This window comes from Bradyrhizobium iriomotense, assembly GCF_030160715.1.
Taxonomy (GTDB): domain Bacteria; phylum Pseudomonadota; class Alphaproteobacteria; order Rhizobiales; family Xanthobacteraceae; genus Bradyrhizobium; species Bradyrhizobium iriomotense.
In genome coordinates this window covers 31,857-46,873 of the sequence record NZ_BSOW01000007.1, presented here as the reverse complement: position 1 = coordinate 46,873, position 15,017 = coordinate 31,857, and the positions used below count along the sequence as shown (strand labels likewise).

17 protein-coding genes, 1 tRNA gene and 1 pseudogene are annotated in these 15,017 nt (G+C 65.4%); 11 read left to right on the top strand and 8 right to left on the bottom strand.

The features are described from left to right. Positions 1 to 188 precede the first annotated feature (188 nt). Together QQL28_RS11890 and QQL28_RS11885 are read left to right on the top strand one after the other, a co-directional pair. Positions 189 to 1,238, top strand: coding sequence for a hypothetical protein (locus tag QQL28_RS11890; protein ID WP_284265117.1), 1,050 nt, complete (start codon positions 189 to 191; stop codon positions 1,236 to 1,238). 204 nt (positions 1,239 to 1,442) lie between these two features. Continuing rightward, the gene (locus QQL28_RS11885; protein ID WP_284265116.1) at positions 1,443 to 2,909 is read left to right on the top strand and encodes an MATE family efflux transporter; all 1,467 of its coding nucleotides are present in this window, start codon (positions 1,443 to 1,445) and stop codon (positions 2,907 to 2,909) included. 85 nt (positions 2,910 to 2,994) lie between these two features. On the opposite strand, the gene QQL28_RS11880 is transcribed toward QQL28_RS11885, so the two are convergent. From QQL28_RS11880 to QQL28_RS11860, 5 genes are all read right to left on the bottom strand, one after another. Continuing rightward, positions 2,995 to 3,477, bottom strand: a complete 483-nt coding sequence (locus QQL28_RS11880) for a hypothetical protein (RefSeq protein ID WP_284265114.1) — start codon at positions 3,475 to 3,477, stop codon at positions 2,995 to 2,997. A 226-nt stretch (positions 3,478 to 3,703) separates the two neighbouring features. Beyond that, positions 3,704 to 4,096 carry an SRPBCC family protein gene (locus tag QQL28_RS11875; RefSeq protein ID WP_284265112.1) on the bottom strand — a complete coding sequence of 131 codons (393 nt, stop codon included), beginning with the start codon at positions 4,094 to 4,096 and terminating at the stop codon, positions 3,704 to 3,706. A gap of 144 nt (positions 4,097 to 4,240) precedes the next feature. Then, entirely contained in the window at positions 4,241 to 4,600 is a 360-nt protein-coding gene (locus tag QQL28_RS11870; RefSeq protein ID WP_284265110.1) for a VOC family protein, read from the bottom strand. A gap of 55 nt (positions 4,601 to 4,655) precedes the next feature. Continuing rightward, complete coding sequence (locus QQL28_RS11865) at positions 4,656 to 5,495, bottom strand: helix-turn-helix transcriptional regulator (RefSeq protein WP_284265108.1); 840 nt, start codon at positions 5,493 to 5,495, stop codon at positions 4,656 to 4,658. A gap of 9 nt (positions 5,496 to 5,504) precedes the next feature. After that, positions 5,505 to 6,083: a methylated-DNA--[protein]-cysteine S-methyltransferase gene (locus tag QQL28_RS11860; protein ID WP_284265587.1), complete on the bottom strand. Its 579-nt coding sequence runs from the start codon at positions 6,081 to 6,083 to the stop codon at positions 5,505 to 5,507. A 170-nt stretch (positions 6,084 to 6,253) separates the two neighbouring features. Between QQL28_RS11860 and QQL28_RS11855 the strand changes: the two genes are divergently transcribed. Then, positions 6,254 to 6,327, top strand: a tRNA-Gly gene (locus QQL28_RS11855). 61 nt (positions 6,328 to 6,388) lie between these two features. Here the strand turns inward: QQL28_RS11855 and QQL28_RS11850 are convergent. The 3 genes and pseudogenes from QQL28_RS11850 to QQL28_RS11840 all read right to left on the bottom strand — a co-directional run. Beyond that, entirely contained in the window at positions 6,389 to 6,625 is a 237-nt protein-coding gene (locus tag QQL28_RS11850) for an alpha/beta fold hydrolase (protein WP_284265106.1), read from the bottom strand. Beyond that, positions 6,622 to 6,822 (bottom strand): hypothetical protein, encoded by a 201-nt coding sequence (locus QQL28_RS11845; protein WP_284265103.1) that lies wholly within the window; start codon positions 6,820 to 6,822, stop codon positions 6,622 to 6,624. Before QQL28_RS11845 ends, QQL28_RS11850 begins: the two co-directional genes overlap by 4 nt. A 374-nt stretch (positions 6,823 to 7,196) precedes the next feature. Next, positions 7,197 to 7,361: pseudogene (locus QQL28_RS11840) on the bottom strand (alpha/beta fold hydrolase); the annotation flags it as partial. A gap of 192 nt (positions 7,362 to 7,553) precedes the next feature. Between QQL28_RS11840 and QQL28_RS11835 the strand changes: the two are divergent. The 8 genes from QQL28_RS11835 to QQL28_RS11800 all read left to right on the top strand — a co-directional run bounded on the left by QQL28_RS11835 (position 7,554) and on the right by QQL28_RS11800 (position 14,988). Next, positions 7,554 to 8,135, top strand: a complete 582-nt coding sequence (locus tag QQL28_RS11835) for a helix-turn-helix domain-containing protein (RefSeq protein ID WP_348522489.1) — start codon at positions 7,554 to 7,556, stop codon at positions 8,133 to 8,135. Next, a complete protein-coding gene (locus tag QQL28_RS11830) occupies positions 8,135 to 8,647 on the top strand; it encodes a GNAT family N-acetyltransferase (protein ID WP_284265099.1) in 513 nt (170 codons plus the stop codon). The genes QQL28_RS11835 and QQL28_RS11830 overlap by 1 nt, the downstream gene beginning before the upstream one ends. 13 nt (positions 8,648 to 8,660) lie before the next feature. Beyond that, positions 8,661 to 9,125 (top strand): GNAT family N-acetyltransferase, encoded by a 465-nt coding sequence (locus tag QQL28_RS11825; protein WP_284265097.1) that lies wholly within the window; start codon positions 8,661 to 8,663, stop codon positions 9,123 to 9,125. Between the two features lie 106 nt (positions 9,126 to 9,231). Continuing rightward, positions 9,232 to 10,284, top strand: a complete 1,053-nt coding sequence (locus tag QQL28_RS11820) for a LacI family DNA-binding transcriptional regulator (RefSeq protein WP_284265095.1) — start codon at positions 9,232 to 9,234, stop codon at positions 10,282 to 10,284. Positions 10,285 to 10,364: 80 nt separating this feature from the next. Continuing rightward, positions 10,365 to 11,822, top strand: coding sequence for a xylulokinase (xylB, locus tag QQL28_RS11815; protein ID WP_284265093.1), 1,458 nt, complete (start codon positions 10,365 to 10,367; stop codon positions 11,820 to 11,822). Then, the gene (gene xylA, locus QQL28_RS11810) at positions 11,819 to 13,141 is read left to right on the top strand and encodes a xylose isomerase (RefSeq protein WP_284265091.1); all 1,323 of its coding nucleotides are present in this window, start codon (positions 11,819 to 11,821) and stop codon (positions 13,139 to 13,141) included. The genes xylB and xylA overlap by 4 nt, the downstream gene beginning before the upstream one ends. Before the next feature lie 12 nt (positions 13,142 to 13,153). After that, positions 13,154 to 13,918 carry an ATP-binding cassette domain-containing protein gene (locus QQL28_RS11805; protein ID WP_284265089.1) on the top strand — a complete coding sequence of 255 codons (765 nt, stop codon included), beginning with the start codon at positions 13,154 to 13,156 and terminating at the stop codon, positions 13,916 to 13,918. Continuing rightward, positions 13,918 to 14,988, top strand: coding sequence for an ABC transporter permease (locus QQL28_RS11800; protein ID WP_284265087.1), 1,071 nt, complete (start codon positions 13,918 to 13,920; stop codon positions 14,986 to 14,988). The genes QQL28_RS11805 and QQL28_RS11800 overlap by 1 nt, the downstream gene beginning before the upstream one ends. Positions 14,989 to 15,017 lie beyond the last annotated feature (29 nt).

Sequence of the window (15,017 nt, the reverse complement as noted above, 5' to 3'; positions counted from 1 at the left end):
GTCGTACTCCGCCGTCATCCCCGCGAAGGCGGGGATCCAGTACGCTGCGGCGTCTCGATTCAATCATAGCCGTCTCTGGAATACTGGATCGCCCGGTCTTCGCCGGGCGATGACAGCGAGTGTGTGTCTGGTTGCACCGCTCCACCTGCGATGACACACTCCGCCAAAACAAGATTGGGAGCGAGACCGTGACCGCAGCAGACTCCGCGCAGGAAGCCCAATGGAAACGCTGGCGCGCGGTCGCCGATCTCTACCACGCCTATTTCACCGGCCTCATCCTGACCGTGGTGACGCGGCGCGGCACGGCGGACGCTGCTGAATTCGTGTTCCGCGTGTTTCGCCGCCAGCAGCAGGAGCGCTTCCTGCCCGGGCTCGACAAGCTCGGCTTAAGTCATCTGCCGCCGGCGGTCGCGGCTGCGCAATATCACTATCTCTCCAACTGGATCGGCGGCGTGCATGTCGAATACATGTACGAGAGCGACGCCAAGGCCTGGATCCGCTATCCACCGCCGCGCTGGATCTGGAAGGGCACCGCGATCTGCGGCATTCCCGGCGAAGTATCGCGCGCGATGCTGCGCGGCTGGCACGCCAACAACGGCGTCGCGCTCGGCGATCTCAGATTGGGCTTCGTCTGCACGAAGCAGAGCGTCGACGGCCAGGACGGGCTCGAAGGCTATTACTACCAATACGACCATCCGCTCGAACTCGATCAGCGCCTCGTGTTCGCGCGCCATCTCGAAGCACCACCGTTCGATGCGAAAGCCGCTCCGGCATTGCCGGTCGCGAGCTGGCCAAAGCCGCGGCTGGAAAAGGCCTATCGCAACTACGCGATGGAATATGTCCGCACGGCGGCACCCGTGATGGTGCAGTTGTTCGGGCCGGAGGATGCCGGCTATCTGCTACACCTCACGGGCAAGCTGATCGGCATGCAGTATTTTGATGAGGTAGCGGCGGCGCTGGGGCTGAGCCGCGGCCGCACGAAGGAATTTGCATCCTTCCTGAACGCGCTGCTCGCCGCGCAGGACGATGCGGCCGATCTTGCGCAGTCCGAAGGCGGCTTCGAGATCTACCAGCAAAGCTGGAGGCTGATGGACGATGTCGCCGATTATCACCGCGCCTGCGCAAAAGTGTTGGAGGGACTGTTCGATGGCCTCGCTGCGGGATGCGGGCGGCACATCAGCGTCGGCCTGAGGGCTGGTGCGGGCGGCAAGCCTCCGCTGGTCTGGACGATCAGTTAGCGAATTCTGTCCCCTGAAATGCGCTGCCGCAGGGGCACGATTGCGCCGGACGCAGGAGGAATCCGCCCGTGGCGTGCTAACACGAGCCGTTCATCGCGTTCGTTCAGGGGTTGCATCAGTCAATTGACCGTGAACGTGATCATATTGACAGACGCTCCGGCCAAACCGCCCTAGCGCTCTTTAAAAGTCTTTATCGGAGAGGAAATGTCCGACGTCGGCGTTGCCGAGATTCCGGTCGATCAGGAGGAGCGTCCCAAGCCGCCACGGTCGCGGCCGGCCAAGGCTGGCGCGCCACGCAGCGCGCTGGTCGACGGGCCGATCCTGCGCACGCTGCTCAATCTCGCCTGGCCGAACGTGATCGGGCTGTCGGCGGGCACCTGTGTGGTGATCGCGGAGACCTCCTATATCGGACGCCTCGGCGTGGAATCGCTCGCCGCGATGGCGCTGGTGTTTCCCTGCGTGATCCTGATGATGACGATGTCCGGCGGCGCCATGGGCGGCGCCGTGGCTTCCGCGATCGCGCGTGCGCTGGGTGCGGGCGACCGCGAGCGTGCCGGCACGCTCGCCGCGCATGCGCTACTGATCGGCATCACCTTCGGCCTCGTCTTCATGCTGGGCATGCTGATCTTCGGGCCGCATCTGCTCGAATTGCTCGGCGGCCGCGGCAATGTGCTGGCGCAGGCGATTGCCTACACGCAGGTGTTTTTCGGCGGCGCGGTGCTGGCCTGGCTGCTCAATACCCTGGCCGGCGTGCTGCGTGGCACCGGTAACATGAAACTGCCGTCGCTGCTAATGCTCAATTCGGCGGTGTGCCAGATCATCTTGGGCGGCACGTTGGGTCTCGGGCTTGGGCCGATCCCGCAATTCGGCATGCGCGGCGTCGCCGCCGGTGCGCTGATCGCCTACACGATCAACATCGGCGTGATGAGCTGGTATCTGTTTTCCGGCCGCGCACGCGTCGTGCCCAAGCTGGCCGGCTTGAAGGTCCAGTGGGCGATGTTCTTCGATATCCTGAAAGTCGGTGCGATCGCCTGCTTCTCGCCGCTGCAATCGGTGCTGACCGTGTCGATCCTCACCCACATGCTGGCGAAATTCGGCACCGCGATTCTCGCAGGCTACGGCGTCGGCGCGCGGCTCGAATTTTTGCTGATCTCGATCGCGTTCGCGTTCGGCATCGCCTCGGTGCCGATGGTCGGCATGGCGATCGGCGCCGGCAAGATCGCACGCGCGCGCCGCATTGCCTGGACGGCCGGCGTGGCCGCGTTTCTCGCCGTCGGCACGCCCGCGAGCCTCGTTGCCATCTTCCCCGATCTCTGGGTCAATATCTTTACCGACAGCGCGACCGTGCGCGCGACGAGCCATCAATATCTCTCCACCGTCGCGCCCTTCTACGCCTTCATGGGCCTCGCCACGGCAATGTATTTTTCATCGCAGGGCGCGGCCAAGGTGCTGGGACCGGTGCTGGCGCAGACCGCGCGGCTCATCTACATCGCAATCTGCGGCTGGTGGCTGTCGACGCATGACGCGACCGCGCAAAGTTTCTTCTGGCTCGCGGCAAGCTCGATGGTCGTGCTCGGAACGCTCTCGTGTTCCAGCGTCGTGCTGACGCGCTGGGGACCGCGCGCGAGCAAGCCGAATATCCGTACCGCCTTGTCTGGCGCTGGGGACTAACGCACGATCCGGAGAAGTGTGCAGCGGTTCTCCGAAGAGATCGTGCGCAAACAAAAAGCTAAAGCGCGATGATAAAGATCGCGCTTTAGTGACGTCTGTGGCGGCGATGGCCGCCACCGCCGACATTCGCGAGCCGCATCAATTGCGGGATCATCGCCATCATGTCGCCAGCGCCCGAACCGCCGAGCATGCCCATCATGTCGCCGCCGCCCATGCCACCCATGCCCATGCCGCCCATGTTCGGGGGCATGTAGCCGCCATAGCTGCCCATCGGCATGCCGCCGCCCAGGCCGCTGCCGCCCATCATGCCGCCAAAACCGCCGCCGTTCTCCATCATGCGGCTCATCATCGGGCCCATGGTCTGCATCAGCATGGCGAAGCGGCGCTTGCCCATCTTCGCCTTCATCATCTCCAGCATCGGCGCCATCTGGGTCATCATGTCCTGACCGCCGGCGCCTCCGCTACCGCCGCCGAGACCTGCGAACTGTGCGCGGGCCGGCGTGCTCGTGATGGAAAACAGCAGCAGCACGGCGGCTGCCTGGCAGATTACCTTGTCAGCACCTCTCATCGCCTGCTCCTTTGGCTTGCTCCCTGCACGCGTGGCGCCGCGGGGAGCGCGGAGCCAAACGGACACATGGCGCCATGGTTACAGCCGGCGAGGGGAGGGCTCTGTGAGAATTCTCACAGAGGAACCGCCAAAGCACGATCCGGACCCGAAGGGCCGCGTTAGCGCAAAGTGTGCAGCGGTTTTCCGAAAAGATCGTGCGCAAAAGAAGCTAAAGCGCGATAGCGCTTTAGCCCGGGAATGCTTTGTGCATGGCGTGCACGGCCTCCTTCGTCTGACCCTGCACATAGGGTGCGAGCTCGTTTGGCAGCATGTCGATGATCCAGACCAGCCGGCACCTCGCCTCGCCGTCGGCGATCACCTGAACCGAGGCGCTGTAGTGCTTCAGCCGCTCATTGTTGATCGCATAGACCAGCCGCTGCCGCGCCTCGTCGCAATCGACCAGTGTTTCGCGTGCCACCGAGCCGTTGGAGAAGGTGACGATGCGCGCATCGCCGTCGAGCGTGCAGGCGGTGACGAAGCCCGGCACCAGGCGTTCGTGCAGGGCGCCGAAATCGCGCACCGCGTCCCACACCTTTCGCGCGGGGGCGTTGAGAGGAACGTCATTGTGGATGGAGGCCATGGGAGGTGTCCTTGATTGGGAAAGTAGCTGCCGCAGGCACCGTCATTGCGAGCGTAGCGAAGCAATCCAGGAATGTATCCGCGGAGGCAGTCTGGATTGCTTCGTCGCTTCGCTCCTCGCAATGACGGAATTAGCGACAAGAGCTCACGTGCACACCGCCTCGACATTGTTGCCGTCAGGATCGATCAAAAACGCTGCGTAGTATGTCGGGCTGTAGTCCTTGCGCGGGCCGGCGCCGCCATTGTCGCGGCCGCCGGATTTCAGGCCTTCGCTGTGGAATTTCTTGACGGCGTCGTGGTCCTTGGCGCGGAAGGCGATGTGGGCGCCGTCGGCTTTCCGTCCCTTGTTCAGATGCAGCCAGAGCGCCGGCTCGCCTTTCGGTCCGAAGCCGGCATAGCCGTCGCCGCTCGAGCACAGGACATGGCCGAGCGGGCCAAGCACAGCGGTGTAGAATTTCGTGCTGGCGTCGAGGTCGGCAACGCGCAATCCGATGTGGTCGTACATGATCGTCTCCATTCCAAAAGCGCACGCGTGTCGGCGCTGTCGGAGACGACCCTAGTCAGTTGAGGGCCAACTGCTCTTGGAAAATCTTGCGCATCCCGCGCGAGGCCTGGCGGAACTTGGTCGGCGACACGCCGGCGGCGCGATGGAAGGTGCGGACGAAGTTGGAAAGATCGCCGAAGCCGACGTCATAGGCGATGTCGGTGACCGCGATGTCATCATCGCTGAGGAGGCGCGCGGCGTGCCGCAGCCGCGAGCGCACCAGATATTGATGCGGGGTGACGCCGAGCACGTTTGAAAACAGGCGCAGGAAGTGGAAGGGACTGAGGCCCGCCTGCCGCGCGGCGTCGTCGAGGTCGATGTCCTCTCCTGAATTCTCGTCGATCCACAGCGCGGTCTCCACCGCGCGGCGGCGGTCGCGTGCCGTCGGCGCAACCTGTTTGCGCGCCTTGCCCGAGACCACCTCGACGAAGCGGCCCGCAAAAATCTGGCCGATCTCGTCGATGCCGAGGTCGCTGTTGCCATCTGCTGCCGTCTGGGCCAGCTCGCCCAGCACCATCAGCTCGGGCAGTGGCGGCGTGGCGCCGACCCGCCAGACCTCGCGCCGTCCGCCCAGCGCTTCGACGAGGTCCTCGCCGATGAAGAACGACAGGCACTCGTCGCCACTGACATGCTCATGCGTGCAGGTGTATTCGTCGCCGGGATGGCCGACCAGCACCGAGCCTGCTACCAGCTCGAAGAAGCCGGCCCGGCAGTGGCAGCCAAAGCTGCCTTCGCGGACATAGGCGAGCGAATGGCCGGTGCGGTATTCGGCAAACGGCGTGTCGTCCGGTCCCGCATCGCAGCGAAACCGCGACACCGTCATCGAAGGCGTCGTCTTCAGCGTGGTCGCTTCCATCCGCTCTATCTAGGTCTGCACCCGTGGCGGGGCAACGGGCAGCAGCACCTCGAATAGCGTCTTGCTGGCGACCGGATGGGCGCCCTCGAGCGAGAGCAGGCGGCGTTTCGAGATCACCCCGCCATAAGGCGAGATCCGGTCGGCGTAGTTCCCGACCTCGAGCACGCGGTGGCAGGGCACGATGATCATGAATGGATTTTTGCCGATCGCCTGCGCCACCGAATGCAAGGCGCCGGAGGCGCCCAGCGCCTTGGCGATCTCGCCATAGGTGCGCGTCGCCCCGCGCGGGATGGCGCGGGTGAAGTCGTAGACGCGCCGGTTGAAGCCGGGCACGCCGCTCATGTCGAGGCTGATGTCGGGGACATCCGCGGCGTCGCCATGCAGGAAGGCCGCGATGGCCTCGATCGCAAGCTCGGTATTGCCAGACGGCCGCTGCTCGCGGGCTTCAGGGTGGACCTGGAAAATCCGGCGGCGGGTGTCGAGCTCCCGCGCCTCCGGCAATTGCACGGCCACGATGCCGGCGCCGCTCCAGACGATGCCGCAGCGGCCGATCGCCGTATCGAATATCGTGTAAGACCGCCCCACCATGTGCACGCCCCATTCATGCACGTCCTTGCCCACCAAGGATCATAACACCGCCACAGTCCGGCGCACCCAGAATCTTGCCAACAAGTTAAGAAGTGTCAGGGCGACCGCGCCAAAGCGCTTGGCGCGAGGCGCCGTCTCGGCTAATCAGGAGAGCGCGGACCACGCATCAAGCGGGCGTAGTTCAATGGTAGAACGGCAGCTTCCCAAGCTGCATACGAGGGTTCGATTCCCTTCGCCCGCTCCAAGCTCTCGCTTTTCGAGCCAATCTGAACGTTCGTGACTGTCGGCGTGCGCGTCCGTTGCCGCTAGATCGGCAGGCTCCGCAGGAACTCGATCATCGCCGCATTCACCTCCGTCGGCCGCTCCTGCTGGGTCCAGTGGCCCCAGCCGGGGAGCATCTGGATGTCGCGGAGCAGCGGCACGGAGTGTTTCGTGTTGGCGAGATGCTCAGCAGCACCGGGGAATGCGATGACCATGTGGTGGTCGCCGGCCATGAAGAGTGTGGGCACCGTGACCTTCACGCCTTCGAAGGCGGCCATCATCTCCAGTTGCGATCGAGGTTGCGATAATAGTTGAGGGGGCCGCGAAATCCGCTGCGGGCGAATTCGGCGGCATCAAGGGTTAGAAGGACAAGCTCAATGACCACAATCAAGCTCTTCGCGACTGGATTGATCGCGATCACCATGCTTACAACGACCGCCGTGGCTCGCGAGAAATTCGCAGCCAGGCGAACGCGCATCACAGTACACGGCACACCCTGTCTTATATTCAATACCGGCCCCGTCGGCTGCTGGATTGTCTGGGAGGGCATTCCAATATGGTTCGGTCCGTCGGTCCGGGGCGTGCCCGGCCACATTTGCGACGATGGCGACAATGCGAGGATATGTTGAGATGCGAAGGGCCATGCCGCGATAAATCTTTGATTCTCGGAACCGTGGAGAGGGCGATGCTTGATGAGCCTCGAGCGCTCGAGCAAATTGATGGGCAGATTTGGGGAGATGTGGAGACGGCTCCGACGGGTATGGTGGCGAGGGTGATCGAGTAAGCTGTTGAACAGCTGCACGGCAGGAGTCCGTTAATGGCCCTTCTCGGACCATCGGCGATATGCGCTTTGGGCGCGACCGCATGGAAACCGCTAGCTGCCAGCGCCGCGAGCTGATGGCGCCAGGAGTACCAGCTCTCGGGAAAGCTGTGGCAGAGCAGCACGAGCGGCCCATCACCCTGCTCGGCGACGTTGAGGCCGTTGGTCCGGATCATCCGCTGCGTAGGCTGGCTCATGTGATTGCCTCGCTCACGCATTGTCCGTGCCGTCGATGCATTCTAACCGGGCGTACGAGGCGCGCAAAGATTCTAATATATTAGCCTCTCGATCCCGGCGTTCACCGCTCCCCGCGCTAAGTTCTTCTTGCCTCGGCGGGTGCGGTCCAGCCGCCGGGCGATGTTCGGATGAGGGCGAGGACCGGCAAGACAATGGACCAGCAAAAGCTCGACCGTGCGATCGGTCGCCGATTGAAGACGCTGAGGATGCAGGCAGGCATGACCCTGAATGAACTCGCCGCACGCTCGGGCGTCAGCCGCGCGATGATCGGGCGGGTCGAGCGTGCGCAGAGCAGCGCGACAGCGTCGCTGCTCAACAAGCTTTGCGCCGCGCTCGACGTGTCGCTGAGCGGCGTGGTCGCGCTTGCCGACAAGCCGCCGGAGCGCCTGGTGCGGCTCGCCGACCAGCCGCAATGGCGCGATCCCGAGAGCGGCTATCGCCGGCGTCACGCCTCGCCGACGGATGCGGCGAGCGGCATCGAGATCATCGTCGTCGACCTGCCGGCCGGTGCGCGCGTGCCCTACAGCCCCTGGGGCCGCACCGCCTTCACCCAGCAGCTCCTGATGCTGCAGGGCGCGATCTCCGTGCACATCGACGCCAAGACGCTGCGCCTGCGCGAAGGCGATTGCCTCGACTTCGACGTCATGCGCGCGGTCACCTTCGAGAACGAAAGCCGGCAGGATGCGCGCTATGTCATCGTCATCCGGCGCGGTACAGCCCAAGGGAAAGCCTGATGCCGCTGATCGTGCGCGATGCCACGCTGGAAGACGCCGCCGATATTTTGGCAATCTATAATTTCGCGGCGGTGAACACCACCGCAGTGTGGACCGACGGCCCGTCGGATCTCGAGTCGCGGCGCGACTGGATCCGCGCCCGCGGCGAGGCCGGCTATCCCGTGCTGGTTGCGATGCGTGGATCGGATGTCGTGGGCTTTGCCTCCTTCGGCGACTTCCGCCCGTGGCCCGGCTATCGCCACACGGTGGAGAATTCGGTTTATGTCGACGTGCGCCATCACCGCTGCGGCATCGGTCGCAGCCTGATGGCAGCGCTGATCGAGCGCGCCACCGCGATGCGCAAGCACATGATGATCGCGGGGATCGAGGCCACCAATGCGGGCTCGATCGCGCTCCACGCCTCGTTCGGCTTTAGCGAAGTGGCGCGCATGCCAGAGGTCGGCTGCAAGTTCGGCCGTTGGCTCGATCTCGTGTTCATGCAGAAGCGGCTCGCCACCGACATCGCGCCGTGAGATGAGGAGCGACATGCAGATCCGCACCGGCGATACCTACGATCCGCGCGTCATCGCGATGCTCGACTATCACAGGACGAGCGCGGCCGCGCAGACGGCGCCGGGCAGCGCGCATGCGCTCGATCTCAGCGGCTTGCGTGCGCCCGACGTCGCCTTCTGGACCGGCTGGGATGACGAGACGCTGGTCGCCGTCGGCGCGCTGAAGTCGCTCTCCGCCTTCCATGGCGAGGTCAAGTCGATGCATACGCTCCAGACCGCGCGCCGGCGCGGTTTTGGCGCACTCATGCTCGGTCACATCATCGCAGAGGCCCGCGCCCGCGGCATGGCGCGGCTGAGCCTCGAAACCGGATCGTGGGATTATTTCAAGCCCGCGCACGCCCTCTACCGGGCGCATGGCTTCGTCGATTGCGGACCGTTCGAGGGCTATGTCGAGGACCCCAACAGCCTGTTCCTGACGCTCGACCTGACCGGGCGCTGAGGTCCGCAGCGCAAGCGACGGGCGCACAATCGGGCGGCCGGTCGTCCCCAGCCCGGTCCTCAAAATGAGTTGCGCACCTCAGAAAACCTCTGCTAGCCTTCAGCCCATGAAGCAGGACGCCCCCGCCGCGCTGACATTGAGGGACATCGCCCGCCAGGCTGGGGTCAGCCTCGCGACGGTCGACCGCGTCCTGCACAACCGGCCCGGCGTGCGGCCGGATACGGTCCGGCGCGTCAAGGATGCGATCGAGCGCAATTCCTTCCAGCCGCATGTTGCTGCCGCCGAGCTCGCCCGCGGCCGCGCCCGGCGCTTCGCCTTCGTGATGCCGTCCGGGCCGAACCTGTTCATGCAGCAGATCCAGTCCTATCTCGGCGAGATGACGGCCTGGCTTTCGGCCCGTCGCCTCGCGGTCGAGATGATCGCGACCGACGTGTTCGACGCTTCCGTGCTCGCCTCCTCGCTCGAAGAGCTCGTCGGCACCTATGACGGCATCGCCGTGGTGGCGCTCGATCATCCCGGCGTGCGGGCGGCGATCAACGATCTCGTCGATGGCGGCACCAAGGTGGTGACCCTGGTCTCCGACGTGCCGTCGTCGCGGCGTCACCATTATGTCGGCATCGACAACATCGCAGCCGGGCGCACCGCGGGTGCGCTGGTCGGCCGGCTCGTGGGGCCAAGGTCTGATTTAAGCTCCGGCAAGGTCGCGATCGTCGCGGGCTCGCAGGGCCTGCGCGACCATGCCGAGCGCATCTTCGGCTTCAACCAGGTGATGGCCTCGGAGTTTGTCGAGCTGAGCGTGCTGCCGGTGTTGGAGGGGCGCGACGAGGACGAGCGCTCCTGGCAGCTCTTGGCGCGGCTGCTTGCCAAGCATCCTGACATCGTCGGCCTCTATAACGTCGGCGCCGGCACGCAAGGCGTGGCCAGGGCGCTGATGGAGTCCGGTCGCGACAAGCAGATCGTGTTCGTCGGACACGACGTCACGGTCCTGACGCGCAAGCTGCTGCTGCAGGGCGTGATGGATGCCGCGATCTCGCAGAACCCCGGGCACGAGGCGCGCGCCGCCGTGCGCGTGCTGCTGGCGCTGGCGCGCGGCGAGCCGATCTTGAGCGAACAGGAGAAGATCCGCATCGACATCGTGATGCGGGACAATCTGCCCTAAGAGGCAGAACGGATGTGAGGACGGCCCGTGCGGGACAGGCGACAGAGATCGCCAGCCGGGCCGGAAAGGGAGGACGAAAATTGTTTCTCGGATTGGACGTCGGCACGTCCGGTGTGAAGGCGGTGCTCGTGAGCGAAGCCGGCGCGATCGTCGCGACGGCCGCGCGCGAGCTTGCGCTGTCGCATCCCGCGCCGCTGTGGTCCGAGCAGGATCCAGACGCCTGGGTCGAGGCCGCGATCGGTGCGGTCGACGATCTCGCCGCCGGCCATCCAGCCGAGGTCGCGCAAGTTCGTGGCATCGGTCTCTCCGGCCAGATGCATGGTGCGACGCTGCTGGGTGATGACGGCCGTCCGCTGCGCCCGGCCATCCTCTGGAACGACGGCCGCTCGCATGCCGAATGCGTCAAGCTGGAGCGGCGCTGCCCGTCGCTGCACGCAATTGCGGGCAATCTGGCGATGCCCGGCTTCACCGCGCCAAAACTCCTGTGGGTGGCGGGGCACGAGCCCGAGATCTTCAGGCGCGTCGCAAAAGTGCTGCTGCCGAAGGCCTATGTCCGCTATCGCCTGACGGGCGAGATGGTCGAGGACATGTCTGATGCCGCCGGCACCCTGTGGCTCGACGTCGGCCAGCGCCGCTGGTCCGCGCTGCTGCTGCATGCCACGGGCCTCGATCTGCATCACATGCCGCGCCTCGTCGAGGGCAGCGAGGTCAGTGCGTTGCTGGCGCCGGAATACGCGCAGCGCTGGGGCATGGCGAACAACGTGGTGGTTGCCGGCGGCGCCGGCGATAACGCGGCGAGCGCGATCGGGCTCAGCGCGATTGCTCCCGGCGATGCCTTCCTGTCGCTCGGCACCTCCGGCGTCATCTTCCGCGTCACCGACCGGTTCGCGCCGGCGCCAGCTTCGGCCGTGCACGCCTTCTGCCACGCGCTGCCCGGCCTGTGGCACCAGATGGGCGTGATGCTCTCGGCGGCCGCTTCGCTCGCCTGGCTTTCGAACGTGATGGCGACGCCGACGGCCGCGCTGCTCGCGCCGCTCGGCGAGGGCGTCGACGGGCCGAGCCCGATCAAATTCCTGCCCTACCTCGATGGTGAGCGCACGCCGCACAATGATGCCGCGGCGAGCGGCGCCTTCGTCGGCTTGCGCGGCGCCAGCGGCCGCGACCAGATCGTGCAGGCGGTGCTCGAAGGCGTCGCCTTCGCCGCGCGTGACAATCTCGCCGCGCTCGGCAGCGCAAGCTCGGCGATTTCGGAGGTCGATCTCGTCGGCGGCGGCTCGCGCTCGGCCTTGTGGGCGCAGATCTGCGCCGACGTGCTCGGCATTCCCGTGCACCGCGTCGAGGAAGGCGAGGTCGGGGCTGCGCTGGGCGCCGCGCGGCTCGGCCGCCTTGCCGCGACCGGCGAGGAGCCCGCGCAGGTCTGCACACGTCCGCGGCGGCTCGCGAGCTTTGCGCCGCGCGCGTCCGCTGCGGCTGCCTATGACGACGCCTATCATCAGTGGCGAAAACTGTATCCTGCGCTGAAGGAGTTCTCCCCGTGAACGCATCCCCAAATTTCTTCGGTGCGACCGTGCCGGTCGCCTATGGCGGCACAAATGCCAAGAGCCCGCTCGCGTTCCGCTGGTACGACAAGGACCGTATCGTCCACGGCCGCAGGCTGGAGGATCATCTGCGCTTTGCCGTCTGCTACTGGCATTCGTTCTGCTGGCCCGGCGGCGATCCCTTCGGCGGTGAGACATTCTTGCGGCCCTGGCATCACGGCAGCGATGCCATGGCGATGGCGCGCGCCAAGGCCGATGTCGCCTTCGAGCTGTTCCGCCTGCTGGATGTGCCCTTCTTCACCTTCCACGACGTCGACGCAGCGCCCGAGGGCGCTTCGCTCGCCGAATCCGTCGCCAATCTCAATGCGATTGCGGATCTGTTCGAACAGAAGATGGCCTCCGCCAAGGTGCGCCTGCTCTGGGGCACGGCCAATCTGTTCACGCACCGACGCTACATGGCGGGCGCAGCGACCAATCCCGACCCTGACATCTTCACCTATGCCGCGGGACAAGTGCGCGCCGCGCTCGAGGTCACGCATCGGCTCGGCGGCCAGAATTACGTGCTGTGGGGCGGCCGCGAGGGCTATGAGACGCTGCTCAACACCGATATCGGCCGCGAGCTCGACCAGCTCGGCCGCTTCGTCTCGCTCGTCGTCGAGCACAAGCACAAGATCGGCTTCAAGGGCCCGATCCTGATCGAGCCCAAGCCGAGGGAGCCGACCAAGCATCAATACGATTTCGACGTCGCCACCTGCTATGGTTTCCTCCAGCGCTATGACCTCCTCAAGGATGTGAAGCTCAACGTCGAGCAGAACCACACCATCCTCGCCGGCCATTCGTTCCACCACGAGGTTGCGCTCGCCGAAGCCCTCGGCGTGTTCGGCTCGCTCGACATCAACCGCGGCGATGATCTGCTCGGCTGGGACACCGATCAGTTCGCGATGAACGTGGGCGAGCTTGCGCTGGTGTTTCACGAGATCCTGAACCGCGGCGGTTTCACCACCGGCGGTCTCAATTTCGATGCCAAGATCAGGCGGCAATCCATCGACGCCGACGATCTGATCCATGCCCATGTCGGCTCGATGGATGCCTGCGCGCGGGCCTTCCTCGCGGCGGCCGACATGCTCGACACCAGCGCGCTCACGGCGCCGCTCGCCGAGCGCTACCAGGGGTGGGCCGGCAACGAGGGCCGCGCCATCCTTGCCGGCCAGCGCTCGCTCGCCGATCTCGCCGATCGCGCGCTCGCCCCCGGCTTCGATCCGCAGCCGCGGTCGGGCCGTCAGGAATATCTGGAATCCCTGGTCAACCGGTACGTCTGAGCGAGGCTGCTGATGACAAGCGTTGAAGCAACACGGCAGCCGGTCCTCGAACTGACCGGGATCGGCAAGGAGTTCGGCGCCATCCGCGCGCTGCACGACGTCGACATGCAGGTCTATCCGGGCGAGGTGGTCGGCCTGATGGGCGACAACGGCGCCGGCAAGTCGACGCTGGTGAAAATCATCGCCGGCAATTTTCGTCCCAGCCACGGCGAGATCCGCTTCGATGGTAACGCAGTGCACTTCCACCGGCCGATCGACGCCCGCGCCGTCGGCATCGAGGTGGTCTACCAGGACCTCGCACTCGCCGACAATCTGACGGCGGCGGCGAACGTCTTTCTCGGCCGCGAGCTCAAGCGCAATTTCGGTCCCGTGTCCCTGCTCGACCACAGAGCGATGGCGGCGCGGGCGCTGGAATTGTTCGGCGAGCTGCGCTCGGAGACGAGGCCGCATGATCTCGTCAAGCAGATGTCGGGCGGCCAGCGCCAGGCGGTCGCGATCGCGCGGACGCGGCTGTCCAATGCGAAACTCGTGATGATGGACGAGCCGACCGCGGCGATTTCGGTGCGCCAGGTCGAGCAGGTTCTGAGCCTGATCCACCGCCTGAAGGAGCAGGGCGTCGCCGTGATGCTGATCTCCCACCGCATGCCCGACGTGTTCGCGGTGTGCGACCGTGTCGTCGTGATGCGCCGCGGCGAAAAGCGCGCCGACAAGGCGATCCACGATACCAGCCCCGAGGAAGTCACCGCCCTCATTACCGGCGCGAAGGAGGCTGCGTGATGGCCATCCAGATCGAATCCCCGATCACCTTCACCAATGTCGGCAAGGCAAGATGGTGGCAGCGCGGTCTCTTTGCGACGCAGACCGGCTACGTCCTGCTCGCGCTCCTGATGCTGCTCGCCATCATGCATTTTGCCAGCCCCTATTTCTTCACCGAGGGCAACATGCAGAACGTGGCGAAGAACTTTTCCTTCATCGCCATCGCCACCCTCGGCATCACCTTCGTCATCATCACCGGCGGCATCGATCTCTCGGTCGGCTCGATGATGTGCTTTTCCGCGATGATCACCTCGATGGTCATGGTCGAGCTGTCGGCGCCCGGATCGCTGTTCGTCCACCTGGCCGCTGACGGCAAGACCGTGGTCGCCAATGTGCCGGGCCTGATCCTGCTGGTGTCGGTGCTTGCCGGGCTCGGAGTCGCGCTGATCGTCGGGCTCGTCAACGGCTTCTGCATCGCGGTGCTGGGACTGTCGCCTTTCGTCACCACGCTCGGCATGCTCTCGATCGTGCGCGGGCTCGCTTATGTCGTCTCGAACGGCCGCGGCAGCTTCCCGGGCGGGCCCGACGCCGATTATTTCTACGCGCTCACCTCGGGCGATGTGCTTGGCGTGCCCGCGCCCTTCATCTACCTCGTGATCCTCGCGCTGGTGATGGCCGTCGTGTTGCACCACACGACCTTCGGCCGCCACGTGTTTGCGCTTGGCGGCAACGAGAAGGCGGCCGAATTGACCGGCATCTCGGTCGTGCGGGTGAAGATCGAGGTCTACGTCATCTGCGCGCTCGCCGCCGGGCTCCAGGGCATCATCATCTCCGGCTGGCTCGGATCGGCGCCGGCGAACATGGCGACGTCCTACGAACTCAACGTGATCGCGGCCGCCGTCATCGGCGGCGCCAATCTCGCAGGCGGCATCGGCGGCCCGCTCGGTGCCATCGTCGGCTGCGTGCTGCTCGAGGTGATCCGCAACGGCCTCGTGCTCGCGCAGGTCAACTCCTACTGGCAGCAGACGCTGGTGGGCGTGATCATCATCATGGCCGTGCTGGTCGATCGCATCCGTTCGCGCATGGCCTGAAAGAGTTACTCCGGGGGGACAAGAATGTG